Genomic DNA, 20480 nt, shown 5'->3' with positions numbered 1-20480 from the left:
CTACTCCGGTCGGGCGAGCGATTCCTCCACCGGCGTATAGGCCGAACGTTTCCCCGGCACATCCGGAACATCGGTGGCGAAATAGACCATGCCCTTCCCCGCCGCCCGATCGATCCACAGGCCCGACTTGAGGCCATAGGCGTCGCCCGAATGGCCGAAGCGCCGCCGGCCGTCGCCGACCGGATCGTCGCGGCACCCCGGCGCGCCGGTGGCGGTGAACATCACCGCGAGGCCATAGCCGCAGGTCGCGCCTCCCGTCGGCACCGCGACCGAGATGTCGCCGCCGATATCGCCATTATGCCCGTCAAAGGTCCAGAGCGGCGTCTCCATCAGGCGGACCGAGGACGGGCGCAGGATCCGCACGCCGTCGAGCCGGCCATTGCCGAGGAACATCCGCCCGACCCGGGCAAGGCCACGCGCCGAGATGCGCAGGCCGCCCTGGGGCGAGAAGATCGCGCCGTTCCTGCCGGGCCGCCAGGTCGAGAGATCGCAGCTGCCATCCACGGCCGGCGTGACCGGACAGGCGGGCGCGGCGTCGCGATTGTCGTCCTTGGCCGGCTGGCCCTCGCGATACTGGACGATCGCGCGGGCGGCAGTCGCCGGCGCGCAGCTCGCCCAGTTGTAACAGGCATCGAGCTTCATCGGCCGGATCACCAGGCGATCCATCAACCGGTCGAAACGCTCGCCGGTGACGCGCTCCATCACTGCGGCGATCACCGGGAAGTTGAAGTTGGTATAGGCCCACCAGCTGCCGGGCGCATGCCCCGCGTCCCAGGCCTTGGGATCCTGGAGCACGGCGCGCATGTCGGCGTCGAGCGGCAGGGCGTAATCGACCCGGTCGGTGAGGCTCGATCGGTGTGAAAGCAACAGCCGCAGACTGATCGGCGCATCGGGAAAAGCCGGGTTGCGGAGCTTCCAGCCCAGATAGCGCGAGACGTCCGCATCGAGATCGAGCCTGCCCTGCTCGACCAGCCGCAACACGCCGATCGCGACGACCAGCTTCGAGATGGAGGCGATGCGCACCGGATCGTCGGCGGTGACGGGCCTGGACGAAGCGACGTCGGCCAGCCCTTTCAGGCTGACCGACGTCTCCCCTCTCCTATCGAATGTCACGCGGACCGCGGCGACGGGGTCCGCTGCCGCCGCCAGCAGGAGCGCGGTGGCGATCATGCCGGCTCCACCATGAGAGATGGAGCCGGCACGAGGATCACTTCAGGCTGATACGGATGCCGGCGCGGAACTGACGGCCGAGCATGTCCGAATAGGTGCTGTTCGCGGCAAGGCCGGTTTCCGGCACCAGCAGCGGCCAGCGGTTGAACAGGTTGGTCACGTTGATGAAGAACTGTGCCTTGTTGTCGCCGAAAGGCACGGTCTGGCTCAGGTTGAGATCGACGTAGAACAGGCCCGAGACGCGGTTGTTGTCATAGGTCTGGAACGTCGAGGTGGTGGTGGTGACCGGGCAGCTGGTGGTGCACTCGATGCCGGTCGCCGAATATTTGCCGGCGCTGACGCCGCGGCCGGTGATGGTGGCCGAGAAGGTCTCCGACTCATAGGTGGCGCTGCCGCGGAAGATCCACTTCGGCGTGCTGGCCTGGCCGCCATTGGCGCCGACGGTGTTCACCGCCACCTGGCCGACGATGCCGGTATCCGACAGGTTCTCGATATAGCGGGTCGCGACGCCCTTGATGGTGAAGGCACTGCCCGCACCCACCGGGATCCGATAGGCCGCGTCGAAGTCGATGCCGCGCACCAGCTTGCGCACGAAGTTGAACGGCTGGCTGCGGATCAGCTTGTACGGCGCGGTCGGCGTCGAACGGACCGGATCGTCAGTGATCGCGGCGCAATATTCGGCAATGCCCTCGGCGCAGCGATTCATGATCTCCTGGGCGCTGATCGAGTCGATCGCCCCTTCGAGATCGATGCGGAAGTAATCCGCCGAAGCGGTGAAGCCCGGCAGGAAGCGCGGCGAGACGACCGCGCCGATGTTCCACGAATTGGCGATTTCCGGACGCAGGTTCGGATTGCCGGTGACGAGACCCGAATAGCCGAAGGTCTGCGGCCCGTTCAGGCCGTCGGACGTATATTTCGGGTTGCGGACCGAGTCGCTGTTCGCGGTACCCGCCTGGTACAGCTCGTTGAGGTTGGGCGCGCGGATGTCACGCGAGCGGGTCACGCGGAAACGGATGTCCGGGATCGGCGCCCAGGTCGCACCCAGCTTCCAGGTGGTGACATAGCCGGCGTTGGAATAGTCGGTGGCGCGGACCGCACCGTTGAACTCCAGGCCCAGGCCGAGCGGGACCACCGTCTCGAGATAGGCTTCCTTCACGCTATATTCGCCGGTGAAGGGCAGGTAGTTGCCCACCGACCAGGCATTGGTGGTGGTGCCATTGGCGTTGATGACGGGCTGATATTCCTTCGGCACGGTGCCGCGGATCTTCTCCTTGCGGACTTCGCCGCCGACCGAGACGCTGACGTCCCCGGCCCAGGTGGCGAAGGGCGTGACCGACCAGTTGGTGCCGGCGACATATTGCTCGAGCACCTGATCGCGATACGGGTTGCCGAGCACATAGTTGATCGCGGCCTGATCGGCGACGCCGACGCCGAGGCGGTTGAGCGGCACGCAGTTCGGATCGTCGTTGGTGGTGCTCGCGTCGACGTTGATCAGGCACTGGATCGAGCCGACCGTATAGCCCCGGGCATTGCCGGTCGGAGCGAACGCCGCCGCGGTCGCATTGGCCATGCGCGTGTTGTGCATGACGTTGCGGAGCTGCTCGCGCACGTCGGAGCGGCCGTACTGGGCGTAGATTTCCCAGTGGCCCGGCTTGCCGAACGCATCGAAGTCGCCATTGGCACCGACGACGTAGCGCTGGACCTTGCGCTCATTGTCGATCGCGCGGAACGGCAGGTCGGCGGCGGTGGTCGCCACCGTCACGCTGGTGACGCCGGCGAGCCGCGACGCGCCGAGCGCCTGGAGCGCGAAGGCGTTGCAGGTCACGGGAACCGGCACGGTGGTGCAGCCGGTGGTGTTGTAGGTGATGCCGGTCGAGAGGTTCGGGCCCGCGTTGAAGAAGACCTTCTGCTTGTTGTACGAACCCTCGGCAAACAGCTCGATGCCGTCGGCGACCTCGAAGCTCAGCCGGCCGAACACGCCCCAGCGATCGTCCTTCGGCATCAGGCCGATGCGACGGCCGGAATCATTGACCTGCCACGATCCGTTCTGGGTGACGCTCGGCGCCGAGGAACCGGACGCGCGGGTGAACGCCGGGAAGGTGAACGAGCCATAGTCGAAGGTGTTCACCGCGCCGCCCTGGCCGAAATACAGGCCGCGCAGCGCATTGGCGGTGGTGCCGGCCGAACCGGTGATCAGGCCGCCGGGGGTCGAGTTGGACGCGCCGACATTGCGCAGCGTGGTGAAGTAGCGGTTGAAGGTGCTGACGCCCGACACCCAGGCCGGGTTCTCGGCGCGGACATAGCCGGTGTGATTCCATTCGCGCTCGCGGCCGACCTCGAAGATGCCGTCCTGGTGATCGACATTGGCGCTCAGCAGGATGTGGCCGCGGCCGCCGGCGAACGACTTGCCGCCCGCGATGCTGCCCGAATAATTGCCGCCATCGCCATAGGTGGTGACGCCGGTATCGGCTTCGATCTTGAGGCCTTCGAGCTTCTTGTTGAGGATGAAGTTGACCACGCCCGAGACGGCGTCCGAACCATAGGCCGAAGAGGCACCGCCGGTGACGACTTCGACGCGATCGACCAGCGCCTGCGGGATCGTGTTGATGTCGACCCAGCCATAGATGGTCGAGCCGACCGAGCGGCGGCCATCGAGCAGGACGAGGACGCGGCCTTCACCGAGGTTGCGCATGTTGAGCGCGTTGATGCCGGCCGAGCCGTTCGACAGGTTGAGGCGCGAGTTGGCAGGCTTGGTCGAGCCGGCGAGCTGCGGCAGCTGGTTGACGAAGTCGGCGATGTTGTTCGTCGGCGACGTGTTCTGGATGTCCTGCTGCGTCAGCACCGTGAGCGGCGTCGGCGCCTGGAAGCCATCGCGGCGAATGCGCGTGCCGGTGACGAGAATTTCGCCTTCCGCGGCCGGTGCCGTCTGCGCGGCTTCCGGCGTGGTCGGAGCGGTGGTCTGCGCCCAGGCCGGCATCGCGAGCGCAATCGCCGCGAACGCCGAGCTGCTGGCCAGTACCTTCTTGAACGCCCTTGCTTCGATCATGTCTCAAACCCCCTGAAGTCCGCAATATCCCGCGCGGTGAGAGGGCATTAGGTACCAAGAATGTTGCGTCGCGCCATAGTTTCTGTTCCCCGCGCCATAACCCGGCGGCATCAAATGTGACGAATACGCGTCAAAGCGTGACACGACTGCAACACAAGCCTGTCAGCATCGCCATTGACTGCGCGAGCGCCCCGTCCGACCGTTGGCGAAACCAGGACGAGGAAGCCCTGCATGACCCGTTTTCATCCCGTGATGCTGCGTGACTGAAGCCCCGAGTCCCACCGTTCCGGCGGTCCGCCCGGGCTTCGGACGGCTCGCGCTGTACCTGCTGCTCGGCTTCGCCGCGGGCCTGCCCTTCTACATGTTCAACGCGGTGCTGCTGCTGCGCCTGGCCAAGCATGGCGTGGACATCGTGACGGTCGGCTTCTTCGCCTGGGTGGCGCTGCTGCCGACCTTCAAGTTCGCCTGGGCGCCCCTGCTCGACAAATATGACGTGCCCGGCTTCGGGCGCTTCTGGGGCAAGCGCCGCGGCTGGATCATGCTCTCCCAGCTCGGCATCTTCCTTTCCACCGTGGCGATGGCGTTCACCTCGTCCGACGCCAATCTGCAGGTGACCGCGCTGTTCGCGGTGCTGCTCGCCTTCTGGACCACCACGCTGGAAGTCGCCGCCGACGCGTGGCGCATCGAGCTGGCGCCGACCGCGGAGCAGCAGGGCCCGATGGTGGCGGCGAACCTGTGGGGCTATCGCAGCGCGATGGTCGCAGCAGGCAGCGGCGCGATCTACATCGCGGCGAAGAGCGACTGGACCACCGCCTATCTGGTGATCGCGGCCGCCGCCTTCCTGCCCTTCCCGATCCTTGCCTGCATGCGCCCCGATGCGGAGCGTGGCGGCGGGCGCGGCACCGCGCTCGTCACCGGCATCCTGGCAAGCGCAGTGGTGCTCGGCGGGAGCCTGGTGATCGCTGCGGCGGTCGGCTGGACGCTGCTGACCGCGATGGGGTCGGTCGGGCTCGATAACCCGGACATCGTCAAATATTGGGTGTTCGCGGTGGCGCTGCTCCCGTTCGTCGCGCTCGGCGTCGCAGTGCCGTGGATCAAGGGACTGCCCGGCAACCACCGGCTGCTCACCAGTTCGCCACTGGCCCCCTATCTCAACGTCGCCTGGCGTTTCGGGCTGGTGGTGATCCCGATCCTGCTGTTCGTCTCGGTCTACCGGATGGGCGATGTGATGGCGCTCACCCTGTCCCACCCGCTGTTCAACGCGCTTGGCTATAGCCTGGAGGCAATCGCTGTCGCGGATGGCGCGGTGGCATTGCTCTCCAGCATGTTCGGCGTGGCGCTGGGCGGCTGGCTGGCGGCCAAGGCGCCGATGGGCTGGGCGCTGGTGATCGGCGCGATCATGTCGGCGCTGAGCAACTGGATCTTCGCCTGGCTTGCATACCAGACCCCCGGCGGACCGGTGTGGTTCTCGCTGCTCGGCGTGCAGGTGACGGCAGGCGATTTCGACCTCTACCTGGCGATGGCACTCGATCAGTTCGGGCATGGCTTCGAAGGGGCGGTGTTCGTCGTCTATCTGTCGATGCTGGTGAACCCGCGCTTCCCGGGCACGCAATATGCGCTGCTCTCGGGGCTCGCCTTCCTGATCCCCAGGCTGCTCGCGGGCCTGTCCGGCGTGTTCCAGAAGGCGATCGGCTATGACGGGTTCTTCATCATGGCCGGCACGATGAGCGTCGCGGCGCTGATCTTCGTGCCCTTCATCGTGCGGGCGAAGGCGCGTCCCGACGAGGCGGCGGCATGATCGAGGCGGCTTTCGCACCGGCAGCCGAGGCAGTCGCCTCGGGCCTTATCCCGGGCGCGACGCTGGGAGTGGTCGCCGCGGACGGGCGGCGCTGGGTGACCCACACCGGCATGGCGGCGCTGGTCCCCGAGCCCGAGGAACTGACGCTGGATCACTGGTTCGACCTCGCCTCGGTCTCCAAGGTGGTGGCGACCACGACGATGATCCTGCGCCTTGCCGACGAAGGGCGGCTCGATCTCGACGCGCCGCTGACCACGGCGATCCCGGACCTGCGCCAGTACGACGTGGCGGGTGCCTATGAGCGCACGCTCACCTTCCGCGACTGCCTAGCGCACCGGACGCTCTTCCCCGCGGTCGAGCCGATCTACACCTATGGCGACGATCCGGACCGTCTCAGGGCTTTCGTGCTGCAGCGCGAATGGAAGCACATCGCCGAGCCGGTCTATTCGGACATCAACTTCCTGCTGCTCGGCATCGCGATCGAGCGGATCACCGGCAAGCCGCTGGGCGAATGGCCGCTGGGCCAAGGGCTGAGCTATGGCCCGCCGCCCGGTCCCGCCGTCGCGACCGAGCGCTGCATGTGGCAGAACCGCGTGCTCAAGGGCGAGGTGCATGACGAGAATTGCCGGGCGATGGGCGGGCAGACCGGCCATGCCGGGCTGTTCGGCACCGTCGCCGGCGTGCTCGACTTCGCGCATGGGGTGCTGGGCGGCAGCTTCTCGGCGGGCATGCTCGAGGCGATCCGCACCCCGCAATACAGCCACCGCACCTGCGGCTGGGAGCGCAAGTTCGCCGGCTGGTCGGGCGGCCAGGCCTGTTCGGACGAGACGATCGGCCATACGGGCTTCACCGGCACCGGCCTGTGGATCGACTTCGAGCGCGGCCTCGCCTGGACCCTGCTCACCAACCGCGTCCACCCGACGCGCCATTTCGACAGCGGCATCTTCGTGCTGCGCCCCGCGACGGGGGATGCCGTCATCAACGCCTGGGAGGCCCTATGATCTCGCTACTCGCCCTCGCCATCGCCCTGTCCGGGCCCGATGGCGACACCCCCTCCCCCGCCGACCGGTTGGCGCACCAGCAGATGTTGGTCCTCGACACGCACATCGACACGCCCGAGCTGTTCGAACATCCCGGCTGGAAGTTCGACGAGTGGCACGACCGCGACTTCGACAAGAGCCAGATCGACCTGCCGCGCATGGAGCAGGGCGGGCTCGATGGCGGCTTCTTCGCGGTCTATACCGGCCAGGGCCCGCTGACCCCCGAAGGCTATGCCAAGGCGCGCGACGGCGCCCTGACCCGCGAGATGTGGATCCAGCGCGTCGTGGCGGCGAACCCCGACAAGATGGAATTCGCGACCACGCCCGAGGATGCCTATCGGATCAACAAGGCCGGCAAGCGCATCGTCTTCCAGTCGATCGAGAACAGCTATCCGCTGGGCGAGGACCTGACGCTGCTCAAATGGTACTACGACCAGGGCGTGCGGATGGCCGGGCCGATCCATTTCCGCAACAACCAGTTCGGCGACAGCGCCACCGACAAGCCCAAATGGAACGGCCTGTCGCCACTCGGCAAGCAATGGGTCGCCGAGATGAACCGGCTGGGCATGATCATCGACGTCAGCCACTCGTCGGACGATGTGTTCGACCAGGTGCTGGCCCTGTCCAAGGTGCCGTTCATCGCCTCGCACTCCGGTCCCAGGGCGATCTTCAACCACCCGCGCAACCTGGACGACGAGCGCATGCGCAAGCTCGCCAAGGCGGGCGGCGTGCTGCAGGTGAACAGCGTCTATCTGGTCGCAGGCGACCATGACGCCGAGCGCAACAAGATCTCCGACCGCCAGGACAATTGGCACGCGCTGTCCGATGCCGAGCAGAAGAAGCTGATCGCCGACAAGGCCAAGGCCGACGCGACCAACCCCTATCAGGGCGCGGACTTCGAGCTGTTCATGAAGAGCCTGCTCCACTGCATCGCCGTGATGGGCGTCGACCATGTCGGCATCGGCGCCGACTGGGACGGCGGCGGCGGCGTGCGCGGGTTGGAGGACATCACCGCGCTGCCCAAGGTCACCGCGCGCCTCCGCAAGGAAGGCTTCTCCGATGCGGACATCGAGAAGATCTGGAGCGGCAACGTGCTGCGCGTGCTGAAGGCCGTGGAGGACGGCGCGGCGAAGAAGTGATCCTCAAAACCCTCTCCCGCTTTCGCGGGAGAGGGTGGTCGAGCTTCAGCGAGACCGGGTGAGGGTCAGTGCGGGAGGCAAGCAAGGTCTTCGCGGCCAGCACACACCCTCACCCTGGCTCGCGTTGCGAGCCGTCCCTCTCCCGCAAAAGCGGTAGAGGGAGAAATGGCTCAATTCCCCGCCGCGACGATGTTCAGCGCGTCGTCCATGTACTTCGTCCCGCTCGCGTCGCGCGGCACGTCGTTGGCGTAGAAGGCAAAGGTGTAGGTCTTGCCGCTTGCGCCGGTGAAATAGCCGGCCAGCGCGTTGGTGGCGTTGAGCGTGCCGGTCTTGGCGAAGACCTTGCCCTCCAGCGGCGTGCCCTTGAAGCGATTGCGCAGCGTGCCGTCGACCCCACCGATCGGCAGCGTCTCGCGATATTGCGCGCCCCAGGGCTGGACGGCGATCCAGCGCAGCAGCTTCACCGTGCCGCGCGGCGCAACGCGGTTGTAGCTCGACATGCCCGACCCGTCCGAGAAGTCCCAGGCGGTGCGCGGCACGCCCGCGGTATCGAGCATCTTCTCGACCTGCGCCACACCGTCCGCGATCGAGCCGCTGCCCTGGAGCGATGCGACACGGCGCAGGGTCAGCTCGGCGTGGAGGTTCTGGCTGACCTTGTTGATATGCTTGAGATTCTCCGCGAACGGCGGCGGGGTCAGGCTGGCGAGGACCGGCTCGCCCGGCGCCGCCTGGACCACCGGCAGCCCCTTCTTCTGGCGATAGTCGGGATCGTCCTGCGGCGTCAGTGCACGGTGGCGGACCTGGACCTGGCCCTTCACCTTCACCCCGCGCGCCTCGAGCAGCGCCTTGAGGCGCCAGGCGGCATAATCGGCGGGATCGTCGATGCCGAGCTGCCAGGTCCTGGGCTTGGCATCCGCGCCGATCGTGCCGGTGATGCGGAGCTGCTTGCCATTGGGATCGCGGTCCCAGCCCAGCTCGGTCTCGGCGCCGGGCACCGTCCTGGCCTGGTTGTCGACCGTGAAATAGGGCCAGAGCTCCACACGGGCAGGCTCCCCCGCCCTGCCCGGCGTGATGGTCAGCTTCAGCTCGTTGTCGTCGAGGGTGAGCGCCGAGGCGCCCGTGCCCGAGGAGCTGGGGATGTTGTTCCAGCTCATGCCGGGGCCCCAACGCTGATCGGGGAAGAGCGTGTCGTCGCCGATCACGTTGCGGACATGCCTGGTCTTCGCGGCGATCGCGTCGGCGAGCGTGGCAAGGCAATCGACCGTGCAGTCATCGGCGCTCGACAGGCGCGCGTCGCCGCGCCCGCGCAGCACCACGTCCTCGCCCCGCAGCGCCACGGTGGCGCCACCGACGGTGTCGGGCTGGTTGATCCCGGGCAGGTTCGCGAAGGCGGCGGCGGTCGTATAGATCTTGGTGTTCGAAGCCGGGATGAAGCGGCCATCCGGGTTGATCGCGACGATATCCTTCCCCGTATCGTCGACCACCACCAGGCCGAAGCGCGTGCCGAGCGGCGCCTCGGCAAGCTTGGCGGCGACGCGCTGTTCCAGCGTCTGCTGGGCGAGCGCCGGCGTGGCGAGCGTAAGGGCGATGCCCAGTGCGATATGACCAAGTGCGATATGCTTCATGCCGCAAGCGTAACTCTCGCCGGACACAGTGCAAACCCGCGATCATTCAGAGGAGTCGCCCGGGCATAACCGGCGCGCATGCCAGCATTGTTTGGGCAACATAGGCCCGGCACGCTGGCGTAATGAAGATGCTGCGGAACACCCTCACCCTTAGCTGCACCGTGACGCTGGCCCTGGCCGCGCCGGCGCGCGCCCAGACCGACGACCTGGCGGCGGCGCTCGCCTTGCCGACCGCGAGCCAGATGGCGGGCGCGCGCGACGTGCCGCGCTTCGCCTGGGTGGAGAACCGCGCCGGGGCGCGCAATCTCTGGGTGGCCGACACGGGGCAGAAGGCGCGACAGCTGACCCGCTATGCCGAGGACGACGGCATGATGCTCTACGAGCTGGCGCTGAGCGCCGACGGGCGACGCATCGCGTTCGTACGCGGCGGGGACGACGAGTTCCCGGACGGCAAGCTTCCCAACACCGCCTCGGCGACGGTTTCGCCGGGGCAGCAGGTGTTCGTCGTTGAAGACGGTGGCGATCCCACACCGATCGGAGACGGACACCTGCCCATTTTCTCGCCCGACGGGCAGCGCATCGCCTTCACCCGGCGCGGCGAGCTGTGGCTGTGGCAGGCCGGCAAGGCCGCGCGGATCGCGACGGTACCCGGCGAGGTGACCGACCTGAAATGGACGCCCGACGGCCGCAAGCTGCTGTTCGTCGACAATCGCAACGATCACGCATTCGTCGCGCTGCTCGACATGGATGGCGGCAAGCTGACCTATATGGAGCCGGCGCTCGGCTATTCGGTCGAGCCGGCGCTCTCGCCCGATGGCACCCAGGTCGCGTACATCCAGTATCTCGATCCGCCTTCGGGCGCGGCGCGGGACGGCGGTCCCTATTGGTCGCTCCGCGTCGCCGATACGGCGACGGGCAAGGCGCGCACGGTCTGGACCGCGCCGCAGGGCATGGGCGGCCGCTACTACGGCACCCGCCAGCACAATCTCTGGTGGAGCAAGGGCGGCCAGCTGCTCTTCCCCTGGGAACGCAGCGGCTTCCTCCATGTCTATGCGATCGACGCGGCCAAGGGCGGCGAGCCGCGCGAGCTGACGCCCGGCAAGTTCGAAGTCGAGACCTTCATCCTGGGCGCCGACGATGTGGTGACCTTCGCCGCCAATGCCGATGAGGCGGACCGGCGGCATTTCTGGCAGGTGCCGGCGAAGGGCGGCACGGCGAAGCGCATCACCAATGGCAAGGGCAGCGAGAGCCTGCCGATGTTCGCGGGTGGGCTGCTCGCCGGCATCGGCGCGGATGCCAGCCATCCGGCGCATCCGGTGCTGGTGAAGGACCTGGCGCCGCTGGGCGAGGTCGCCGAGCTGAAGGGCGCGATCCAGCCCGAGCCGGTGACCTATGCCGCCGAGGACGGGGTGACCGTCCATGGCCAGCTGTTCCGAGGCAAGGGCAAGAGTCAGCGCCCGGCATTGATCTTCGTCCATGGCGGGCCGCGCCGGCAGATGGTGCTCGGCTTCCACCACAGCCAATATTATTCGAACGCCTATGTGATGAACCAGGCGCTGGCGGCGCAGGGCTATACCGTGCTCTCGGTCAATTACCGCAGCGGCACCGGCTATGGGCAGGCGTTCCGCGACGCGCCCGAAATCGCCCGCGACGGCGCCAGCGAATATCGCGACGTGCTCGCCGGTGGGCGCTGGCTGGCGGCGCAGAAGGATGTGGCGCCGGATAAGATCGGCATCTGGGGCGGCAGCTGGGGCGGCTACCTGACCGCGCTGGCGCTGGCCCGGAACAGCGACCTGTTCAAGGCCGGCGCGGACTTCCACGGCGTCCACACCCTGCTCCGCAACGTCGACAATGGCATCGCGCCCGACCGGCAGGTGACGGTGCGGCAGAAGCAGTGGGAGAGCTCGCCGATGGGATCGATCGAGAAATGGCGCTCGCCGGTGCTGCTGGTGCACGGTGACGACGACCGCAATGTCGACTTCGCCCAGTCGCTGCTGCTCGCCCGCGAGCTGTCGGCCCGGCGCATCCCCCATGAGGAGCTGGTCTTCCCCAATGAGCGCCACGAATTCTTCCGCTACGCCGACTGGCTCACTGCCTATCGCCGCACCATCTCCTTCTTCGACGGACATCTGAAATGAGGTGGCTGATGGCAGTGGCGGCGATGGCCGGAGCGGGCAGTGCGCAGGCGCAGGAGCGCGCGACGCTGATCCATGGCGCGCGGGTGTTCGACGGTACCGGCAAGCCGGCGAAGATCGCCGACGTGCTGATCGAAGACGGCAAGGTCGCGCGGGTGGGGAAGAAACTGCGCGTGCCCGAGGGCACCGAAGTGATCGACGCGACCGGGATGACGCTCATCCCCGGGCTGCACGACCTCCACATCCACACAAGGCGCGAGGCGTTCGCCGACGCCGCGTCGCTGCATCGCTTCTACGTGCCGTACCTGCGGGCGGGCGTGACGAGCGTGAACGAATTCTCGGTCTCGGGCGCGATGATGGCCGGAATCCGGGCGCTCCAGGCCGATACCCCGCACCTCACCCTGGCGGTGCGGCTGGGCGTGCCCGATGGGCATGGCACCGAGAGCCAGTTCACCAACTCGATCACGATCCAGGTCACCACCCCGGCCGAGGCGCATGCGGCGATGGCCGGGGCACTGGTGTTCAGGCCCGACATGGTGAAGGTGTTCAACGACGGCTGGCGCTATGGCGACCCGGATCGGCCCGACCGGCCGAGCATGGACGAGCCGACCCTGGCCGCGATCGTCGCGGACGCGCACAAGGCGGGCATCAAGGTGATGACCCACACGGTGACGCTGGAGGGCGCCAAGATCGCGGCACGGGCCGGCGTGGACTCGGTGGCGCACGGCGTGGGCGACGGGCTGGTCGATGCCGAGCTGATCGGCCTGATGAAGAAGCACCACATGGCCTATGTGGCGACGCTGGCGACCTATGAGCCGCTCGAGGCGCGGGTGCTGGCACCGGAGGAGCTGGCCCTGCTCACGCCAGACCAGCAGGCGCGCGAAGCGGCGCGACAGGGCAAGGCCGAGGCGATCGCGCCCTATGACAGCAAGCGCTGGTCGATCATGCGCGAGAATATCCGCCGGCTGAAGGCGGCCAGGATCCGCATCGGCGTGGGCACCGATACCGGCATCGAAGGGGTCTATCCGGGCTTCGGCGCGCTGCGCGAGATGCGCATCCTGACCGAGCTGGGCTTCACGCCTGCGGAGGCGATCGAGGCGGGATCACGGGTGAGCGCAGACATCATGGGAAGGAAACGGTCCGAGGGTGTCATCCGCAAGGGCATGCGTGCGGACCTGGTGCTCACCGGCGGCGCGCCCGACATGACGTTCCGGGACCTGTATTCGGTGAAGCGGGTCTGGGTTAGCGGGCGCGAGGTCAGCCTGGACTGATCTCCCTCTCCCGCTTGCGGGAGAGGGCCGGGGTGAGGGTGCGAGCGGGAGGCAAGCGGTCCGCTCGGGGCACGCCACGCACCCTCGCCCGACCTCGCTTCGCTCGGCCACCCTCTGGAGGGAGATCGGCTCAGGCCAGATCCGGCGCCCTGTAGACTTCCTCGTCCAGCTCCCCTTCCCAGCGCGCGACCAAAGTCGCCACCGTCAGGTTCGCCGAGGCGCTGGGTACCGTGCGGGTCATGTCGAGCAGCCGGTCGAAGGGCAGGACGAAGCCGACAACCAGCGCAGTCTGCTCGGGCGAGACGCCCACGGCGCTCAGCACCGCCGCCAGCATGAACAGCGAGGCCGAGGGCACCGGCGCCGTGCCGAACGCCGCGAGCGCGCCGGTGAACAGCACGGTCGCATAGACGGTCGGGGTCAGGTGGACGCCGAAAGCCTGCAGGGCGAACATGCTCAGCAGCCCGACATACATCGCCGTGCCGTCCTTGCCGATACTCGCGCCGAGGGGCAGCACGGTCGAGAAGACCGGGCGGCCGATGCCGAGATTCTGCTCGGAGACGCGCATCGCCACCGGCAGCGTCGCGCCGCTCGAGGCGGTGGAGAAGGCGATCGCCAGCGCATCGACGATACCGCGGAAGAAGGGCAGCAGCGGCAGGCGCGCGACGAAGCGCAGGAGCAGGCTGTGCACCACCAGCATCTGGATCAGCGAGCCGAGCACCACTGCCAGCGCTAGCCAGCCGACATGGACGAACACTGCCGCCCCGTTCGCGGCCACGGCATTGGCGATCAGCGCGAACACGCCGAAGGGCGTCGCCTCCATCACCAGCCCGACGACCCGCAACAGGACCGCCGATGTCGATTGCAGCAGGTTGGCGAAGGGCTTGCCCGCCTCCCCCGCCACCACCGTGCCGCAGCCGATCAGGATCGAGGTGAAGATCAGCGCGAGCATGTCGCCCTTGGCCAGCGCGTCGAAGATGTTGGTGGGGATGATGTTGATCAGCTGCTCATAGGGCGTCACCGCCTTGCCCAGCACATGCGCCTCGGCGGTGCCGAGCGGCGCGCCGATGCCGGGCTGGACGATCGTGGCGACCAGCATGCCGACCGAGACGGCGATGAAAGTGGTCAGCGCGAACATGCCCACCGTCCGCCCGCCAAGGCTGCCCAGCCGCTTGGGATCGGCGAGCGAGGTGATGCCCGAGGCGATCGTCACCAGCACGATCGGCGCGACCAGCATGCGGATCGCACGTACGAACAGGTCGCCGATGAACTGCACATAGGGCGCGCCCTGCGGCAGCAGCAGCGCAAAGACCACGCCGAGGACGAGGAAGGCGAGGACGCGCTTCCACAGCGCGATGCCGAACCACCAGCCCATCAGTTGCAGCTCCCGGCGGTCGGCTTGTGCGCCAGCGCGCGGCCCGCGGCCTTGCCGGTCATCGCGCCCTTGTCGACCGCGACGACGCCGTTGACCACTACCGTCTGCACGCCCGCGGCCAGCTGTGCCGGATCCTCATAGGTGGCGCGCGAGGCATAGGTCTTCGGATCGAACACCACGACATCGGCGAAGGCACCGCTGCGCAGATGCCCACGGCCCGTAAGTCCGAAGGTGTCGGCGGTCAGCGACGAGCTGCGTTCGATGAACTGGCGCAGCGTGATGACATGGTCGGTCTTGACGTACTTGTCGTACTTGCGGGCAAAGCTGCCATAGACGCGCGGATGGCCGCCCGAGGCGTCCGATCCGGTCATCACCCAGGGCTGCCGCATGAAGGCGGCGATATCGGCCTCGCTCTGGTTGAACGAGACGGTGCCCGGATCGCCGATACGGATCACCGCGATCGCAGCGTCGACCGGCGAGAGGTTCAGTTCCTTCGCCACCGCATCGAGATAGCGGTTCCTGTACTTGCCCTCGACGACCAGCAGCTTGTCCGCCCCACCGCGCTTGCGGAGGTTCTCGACCATGCCGGCATGCATCTTCTCGCTGAGCGACGGATCGTCGAAGCGCTTGAGCAGGGCCGGCCGGCCGCCATCCTGTGCCCAGAGCGGTACCAGCGACGCGACCAGGCTCGTGCCCGATGCCGACCAGGGGTACTGGTTCGCCGTCACCTTCTCGCCGCGGGCGCGGGCGGCCTCGACCATCGCGATGATCTTCGGCGCCTGGCCCTGCACGTCGACGCCGAGCGCCTTGATATGGCTGATATGCGCGGGCAGCCCGCCTTCGCGGCCGATGCGGATCGCCTCGTCGATCGCCGCCACCAGGCCGACGGTATAGCTGCTCTCGTCGCGGATATGGCTGTCATAGCTGCCGCCGCGCTTGCCGGCCTCCTTGGCCAGCGCGATCACTTCCTCGGTCTTGGCGAAGCTCTGCGGCGCATAGAACAGGCCGGTGGAGAGGCCGAGCGCGCCCTGGCACATCGCCGAGGCGACCAGCCCCTTCATCTTCGCCAGCTCTTCCGAGGTCGGCGCGCGATTGTCCTCGCCGACCACCTTCTCGCGGATCGCGCCGAAGCCGACCCAGGCGGCATAGTTGATGCCCACCGGCTTGATCGAAGCGCTGCCGAGCACCTTGGTGACATCGGGATCGCCGCCCCCATCATTGCCGATGAACGCAGTGGTGACACCCTGCATCAGGAAAGCGGGGATCAGGCGCTTGGCCTGGTCGTCCGAGGCGAGGTCCTCGCCCATGTGCGTGTGCGGATCGATGAAGCCGGGCGCGACGATCATGCCCTTGGCATCGATGATGCGCGTGGCCGTGACGTTGGCATGCCGGCTGACCGAGACGATGTGATCGCCCTTGATCGCGACATCGCCGATGAAGGGCGCATCCGAACCCGTGTAGATCGTGCCGCCGCGGATCAGCAGATCGACCTTCTGCGGCGGGAGCGGCGCGGCGGCGCCCAGCGAAATGGCGGCAATCCCCAGCAGCAGCGCGATCTTCATGATGTTCCCCAGAATCCCGGAAGTGGCGGACAAAGCGTGCCGTTCCGATCCTCGACCCCGCCCCGCCGATCCTTGGCGAGCCGGGGCGGACCGTCAAGATCGGCGAAATCGGACATGCGGCCGACCGACCATCACAACATCTCCCACATGCGACGCGACCCTGGCCATGCCTGCCTCGGCCTCCACCCCGCGCGAGAAGCGAAGGGGGATCAGCGCGCGGCGGTCGTGGCAGGCCGCGAGGGTTCGCTGCACAGCAATTCGTCGATGATCGCCTCGACCCCGAAGGCGATCGGATCGGTGCAGGGAAGGCCGAGCTCGGCCTCGACCTGGCGGCACAGCGCCTCGGCCTCGTCCTTCGCCATGCGGGAGGTGTTGAGGCAGACGCCGACGGCACGGACGTTCGGGCTGGTCAGGCGCGCGGTCTGGAGGTTGGCCTCCAGGCATTCCTTCAGGCCCGGAAGTGCACGGCCCGGAAGGCCACGCATATGGCTGCGGCTCGGATCATGGCAGAGCACCAGCGCCTCGGGCTGTGCGCCGTGGAGCAGGCCGGTGGAGACACCCGCGAAGCTCGGGTGGAACAGCGAGCCCTGGCCCTCGATCACGTCCCAGCCGCCATCGGTGCGCTCGGGCGCCAGCGCCTCGATGCCGCCCGAGATGAAGTCGGCGACGACCGCGTCGATCGGCACGCCCGATCCGGCGATCAGGATGCCGGTCTGGCCCGTCGCGCGGAAATCGGCCTTCTCCCCGCGCGCCTTCAGCGCATCGGCCAGGGCGATCGTGGTGTACATCTTGCCAACCGAGCAATCGGTGCCGACGGTGAGGATGCGGCGGCCGGCGCGGGCATAGCCGTTGCCGACCTTCATGTCCGCCGGCGGATCGCGCACGTCGAACAGCTGCAGGTTCTTCTCCCTGGCCAGCGCGGCCAGCTCGGGCACGTCGCGCAGACGCTGGTGGAGGCCAGCGGCGATGTTCATCCCCGCATTGAGCGCGGCCACGGCGTCGCGGACCAGGTCGCCGCCCATGACCCCGCCCGAATTGGCGATGCCGAGCACGAGCGTCTTCGCTCCTGCGGCGGCGCCTTCTTCGATGGTCATGCGCGGCAGGCCGAGCGTGAGGGTGGAATCATCGTGGCGGAACTCGCCCACGCAATCGCCGCGCCGGAATTCGGCGAGGCCGCGCGACGTCTTGATGCCCACGAAATCGGTGCTGTGACCGAGGTAAAGGAGGTAAGGTGCCGGTATCATTGGGTGATAACGCTATCGCCCCGCACCCGGCACCGCGCATAGCGAGTGCGCCGCTCGGCATAGCCAGCCGTTATGGCAGGCTCAGGCGTCGATCACCTTGGCGAGCGTCTTGAGGAAATCGGTGGCCAGCGCAGTGGGCGGCCGGTTGAGCAGGAACATCGCATGGACGTCGAAGGTGAGCTGCGGCTTCAGGGGCCGCATCGACAGGCCCGGGACGAGCGAGGCCTGCGCCGTGAAGCTGTCCACCACCGTCATCCCCACCCCCTGCGCGACCAGCGCGGTGGCGATGTAGAAGGTCCGCGCCGAGATCACCTCGTCGAGGACGAGCTCGAGCCGCGCGCATTCCTGGCTGAACAGCTGGCCGATCGGGCCGCTGTTCGCGAGGCTGATGAACGGACGGCCGCGCAGCCGGTCCAGCTCGATCCGCGGCGGTGCATCGGGCATGTCCTCCTCGCGATAGAGCACCACCAGTTCGCCCTCGCCGAGCCAGCGATGGCCGATCGGCGCCGCGTGCGGCACTTCATAGGCGATCGCGACATCGGTCTCGCGCTCGTAGAGCTTGCGCAGCAGGTCGTCATGATGGACGGTCTGCAGGTCGAAGCGCACGCCGTCGTGATTGCGCATGAAACGCGACACCGCGGTGGGCAGCGCATTGAGCGCGAGGCTCGGCAGCGCCGAGACCTTCAGCATCCCACCCGCGCCGCGCTTCAGGTTCCGCCCCGCCTCGCGCAGCGCATAGACGCGGTCCTGGATCTCCGAGACTTCGGTGAACAGCGTGTGCGCGTCCTCGGTGGGGACGAGCCGGCCATTGGTGCGGTGGAAGAGCTGGAAGCCGAGCAGGCTCTCGGCGTGGCGCAGCATCTTGGAGACCGAAGGCTGCGACACGTTGAGCGCACGCGCCGCCCCGCTGACCGAGCCGTTCACATAGACAGCGTGGAAGATCTCGATGTGCCGCAAATTCATCGCGCCAGCCTATCGAACTGCGCGAAAAGGGGAAGGCCCCGCTTCGGTGCTATTCGTTTCGTAGCGGGAACTACCCGCCCGGCGTGAACTCGGCGACCAGATCGTAGCGGTCTCCGGGGAAGGTCTGGCGGACGAAAGTCACCGCCCGGCCCGTGCGCCAGGTCCAGCGCTCGACCTGGAGGCAGGCGGCGTGTGCATCGAGCTTGAGTCGTTTGGCGAGCGCCCCGCCGGCCGAAACTGCGCGGATACGGTGGCGCGCATCGGTCCAGGGGACATGGTGGAGCAGCCAGGAGCCCGGCGCCTCGGTCTCGAACGTGTCGGCGCGCGGAACCGGCACCGTGTCTAGCGCGATCAGCCGGCGCTCCATCGCGAAGGGCTGGCCGCCGGCGAAATGGACGCCTTCGATCAGCAGCGCCGGCGCCGGAATGCCCGAGACTTCGATATCGGCATCGCGGTTGACCACGCGGCAAGTGTCGAGCGTCCAATGATATTCCTCGCCACGCGCCGCGATCAGCTGGGCCAGGTCGGGCACCGCGAGCACCGCGGCATGCACCTGGGGGTGCGCGACGAACGAGCCGACCTTGCGCCGGCGCTCGATCAGCCCGGCATGGACGAGCCGCTCCAGCGCCTTGCTGACGGTGGCGCGGGCGCAGCCATAATGCGCGACCAGCTCGTGCTCGAACGGGATGCGATCGCCGGGGCGCAGTTCGCCCGAGCGGATGCGCTCCTCGATGTCCGAGCGGATGCGCTCCTGCAGCGTCACCCGAGCAGGCGCTCCAGGATTTTGTGATAATGATTAGCAATAACCTCGCCCGCGCGATGCTTGCCGCGAACCACTTGCAGCCGGCCGGCACGCCAGACGCAGTCGATCGCGCCGGCGCGGCCGGCGAAGATCCAGCGATCGAGAATTGTGTCGGCGGAGGCGCCGGCGAAGCTTGGATGGTTCATGTTCAGGCTCACGATATCGGCCGGCGCGCCGGGCGCAATACCGGTCGCGACGCCGAGCGCCTGCCCCGCCCCGGCCAGCGCGGCGCCGAACAGCGTCTCACCGACCGATGCGCCCTCGGGAGAGAGGATCGCGCGGCGGCGCAGCGACAGGCGCTGCGAATATTCGATCGAGCGAAGTTCGTATGCCGCATCGATCTGGATGTTGGAGTCCGTGCCCGTGGCAATCCTTCCCCCAGCCGCCAGATAGCGCTCGGCGGGGAAGATGCCGTCGCCGAGATTGGCCTCGGTGACAGGACACAGGCCGGCGACCGCGCCCGACCGGGCGAGCCGGTCGGTCTCGGTGTCGTTGAGATGGGTGGCGTGGATCAACGTCCAGCGGGTGCCGATATCGGCATTGTGCAGCAGCCACTCGACCGGCCGGGCACCGCTCCACTGCTGGCAGGCCTCGACTTCCTTGACCTGCTCGGCCGCATGGATGTGCAGCGGACCAGAGGTCAGCGCGGTCACCGCCGCCAGTTCTTCAGGCGTGACTGCGCGCAGCGAGTGCGGCGCAACGCCGAGCACGGCATCCGCAGGCAGCCTGGCGCGGCTCGCCTCGACCAGCTTCGCGAACCCGTCGACGTCCGAGATAAAGCGGCGCTGGCCGGGCTTGGGATCCTTCCCACCGAAATCGCTGTGTGCGTAGAAGACGGGGAGCAGGGTCAGGCCGATGCCGGTCTGCTCGGCGGCGGCGACGATCGCGCCGGCGGTCTCGGCAGGATCGGCGTAGCGCGCGCCGTCCACGTCGTTGTGGAGATAATGGAACTCGCCGACCCGGGTGTAGCCGGTCTCGAGCATCTCGACATAAGCCTGGGCAGTGATCGCGGCGATGTCGTCGGGGGTGAGCCGGTCGAGGAACCGGTACATGATCTCGCGCCAGCTCCAGAAATCGTCGTCCGGCCGACCGCGGCGTTCGCTGAGCCCGGCCATACCGCGCTGGAAACCGTGGCTGTGGACATTGCCCATGCCGGGGATCGCAACGCGGTGACGCTCTGCGCCGGGCGTGGGGTCGGTGTTCGCGCTTACTTCGGTGATGCGGCCGGATTCGATGCGCAGGGTGACGCGCTCAGCCCAGCCGGTGGGAAGTAACGCGGTTTCGAACCAGAGATCCATGCCCAGCTTTCCTCA

At 67.8% G+C, this 20480-nt stretch carries 14 protein-coding genes; 5 read left to right on the top strand and 9 right to left on the bottom strand.

The features are described from left to right. Together GGR46_RS11785 and GGR46_RS11780 are read right to left on the bottom strand one after the other, a co-directional pair. Entirely contained in the window at positions 1–1170 is a 1170-nt protein-coding gene (locus GGR46_RS11785; protein WP_183997889.1) for a serine hydrolase domain-containing protein, read from the bottom strand. Positions 1171–1207: 37 nt separating this feature from the next. Next, positions 1208–4216: a TonB-dependent receptor plug domain-containing protein gene (locus GGR46_RS11780; RefSeq protein ID WP_183997887.1), complete on the bottom strand. Its 3009-nt coding sequence runs from the start codon at positions 4214–4216 to the stop codon at positions 1208–1210. Positions 4217–4475: 259 nt separating this feature from the next. Between GGR46_RS11780 and GGR46_RS11775 the strand changes: the two genes are divergently transcribed. Genes GGR46_RS11775 through GGR46_RS11765 form a run of 3 tightly spaced genes read left to right on the top strand, consistent with a single transcriptional unit; the run spans position 4476 to position 8193 of the window. Further along, positions 4476–6014 carry an MFS transporter gene (locus GGR46_RS11775; RefSeq protein WP_343058123.1) on the top strand — a complete coding sequence of 513 codons (1539 nt, stop codon included), beginning with the start codon at positions 4476–4478 and terminating at the stop codon, positions 6012–6014. After that, on the top strand, positions 6011–7015 hold the full coding sequence (locus GGR46_RS11770; protein ID WP_183997885.1) for a serine hydrolase domain-containing protein: 1005 nt from the start codon (positions 6011–6013) through the stop codon (positions 7013–7015). The genes GGR46_RS11775 and GGR46_RS11770 overlap by 4 nt, the downstream gene beginning before the upstream one ends. Next, positions 7012–8193, top strand: coding sequence for a dipeptidase (locus GGR46_RS11765; RefSeq protein ID WP_183997883.1), 1182 nt, complete (start codon positions 7012–7014; stop codon positions 8191–8193). The genes GGR46_RS11770 and GGR46_RS11765 overlap by 4 nt, the downstream gene beginning before the upstream one ends. A 170-nt stretch (positions 8194–8363) precedes the next feature. Here the strand turns inward: GGR46_RS11765 and dacB are convergent, their stop codons facing one another. Then, on the bottom strand, positions 8364–9818 hold the full coding sequence (dacB, locus tag GGR46_RS11760) for a D-alanyl-D-alanine carboxypeptidase/D-alanyl-D-alanine endopeptidase (RefSeq protein WP_183997881.1): 1455 nt from the start codon (positions 9816–9818) through the stop codon (positions 8364–8366). Positions 9819–9940: 122 nt separating this feature from the next. Between dacB and GGR46_RS11755 the strand changes: the two genes are divergently transcribed. Beyond that, the gene (locus tag GGR46_RS11755) at positions 9941–11956 is read left to right on the top strand and encodes a S9 family peptidase (RefSeq protein WP_246426043.1); all 2016 of its coding nucleotides are present in this window, start codon (positions 9941–9943) and stop codon (positions 11954–11956) included. Beyond that, the gene (locus GGR46_RS11750) at positions 11953–13224 is read left to right on the top strand and encodes an amidohydrolase family protein (RefSeq protein WP_183997879.1); all 1272 of its coding nucleotides are present in this window, start codon (positions 11953–11955) and stop codon (positions 13222–13224) included. Before GGR46_RS11755 ends, GGR46_RS11750 begins: the two co-directional genes overlap by 4 nt. 130 nt (positions 13225–13354) lie before the next feature. Here the strand turns inward: GGR46_RS11750 and GGR46_RS11745 are convergent, their stop codons facing one another. The 6 genes from GGR46_RS11745 to GGR46_RS11720 form a co-directional block, all read right to left on the bottom strand. Further along, on the bottom strand, positions 13355–14596 hold the full coding sequence (locus tag GGR46_RS11745) for a dicarboxylate/amino acid:cation symporter (RefSeq protein ID WP_343058121.1): 1242 nt from the start codon (positions 14594–14596) through the stop codon (positions 13355–13357). Continuing rightward, positions 14596–16158, bottom strand: coding sequence for an N-acyl-D-amino-acid deacylase family protein (locus tag GGR46_RS11740; protein WP_183997877.1), 1563 nt, complete (start codon positions 16156–16158; stop codon positions 14596–14598). The genes GGR46_RS11745 and GGR46_RS11740 overlap by 1 nt, the downstream gene beginning before the upstream one ends. A gap of 209 nt (positions 16159–16367) precedes the next feature. Beyond that, positions 16368–17402, bottom strand: a complete 1035-nt coding sequence (gene dgcN / locus GGR46_RS11735; RefSeq protein ID WP_183997875.1) for an N-acetyltransferase DgcN — start codon at positions 17400–17402, stop codon at positions 16368–16370. 81 nt (positions 17403–17483) lie between these two features. After that, complete coding sequence (locus GGR46_RS11730; RefSeq protein ID WP_183997873.1) at positions 17484–18365, bottom strand: LysR family transcriptional regulator; 882 nt, start codon at positions 18363–18365, stop codon at positions 17484–17486. Positions 18366–18435: 70 nt separating this feature from the next. Continuing rightward, on the bottom strand, positions 18436–19128 hold the full coding sequence (locus GGR46_RS11725; RefSeq protein ID WP_183997871.1) for a histidine utilization transcriptional repressor HutC: 693 nt from the start codon (positions 19126–19128) through the stop codon (positions 18436–18438). Next, positions 19125–20465, bottom strand: coding sequence for a formimidoylglutamate deiminase (locus GGR46_RS11720; protein ID WP_183997869.1), 1341 nt, complete (start codon positions 20463–20465; stop codon positions 19125–19127). The genes GGR46_RS11725 and GGR46_RS11720 overlap by 4 nt, the downstream gene beginning before the upstream one ends. Positions 20466–20480 lie beyond the last annotated feature (15 nt).

It is taken from the genome of Sphingomonas kyeonggiensis (assembly GCF_014196745.1).
GTDB lineage: Bacteria > Pseudomonadota > Alphaproteobacteria > Sphingomonadales > Sphingomonadaceae > Sphingomonas > Sphingomonas kyeonggiensis.
Note: the sequence above shows the minus strand (reverse complement) of the source record. Positions and strands in the feature narration are given on the sequence as shown.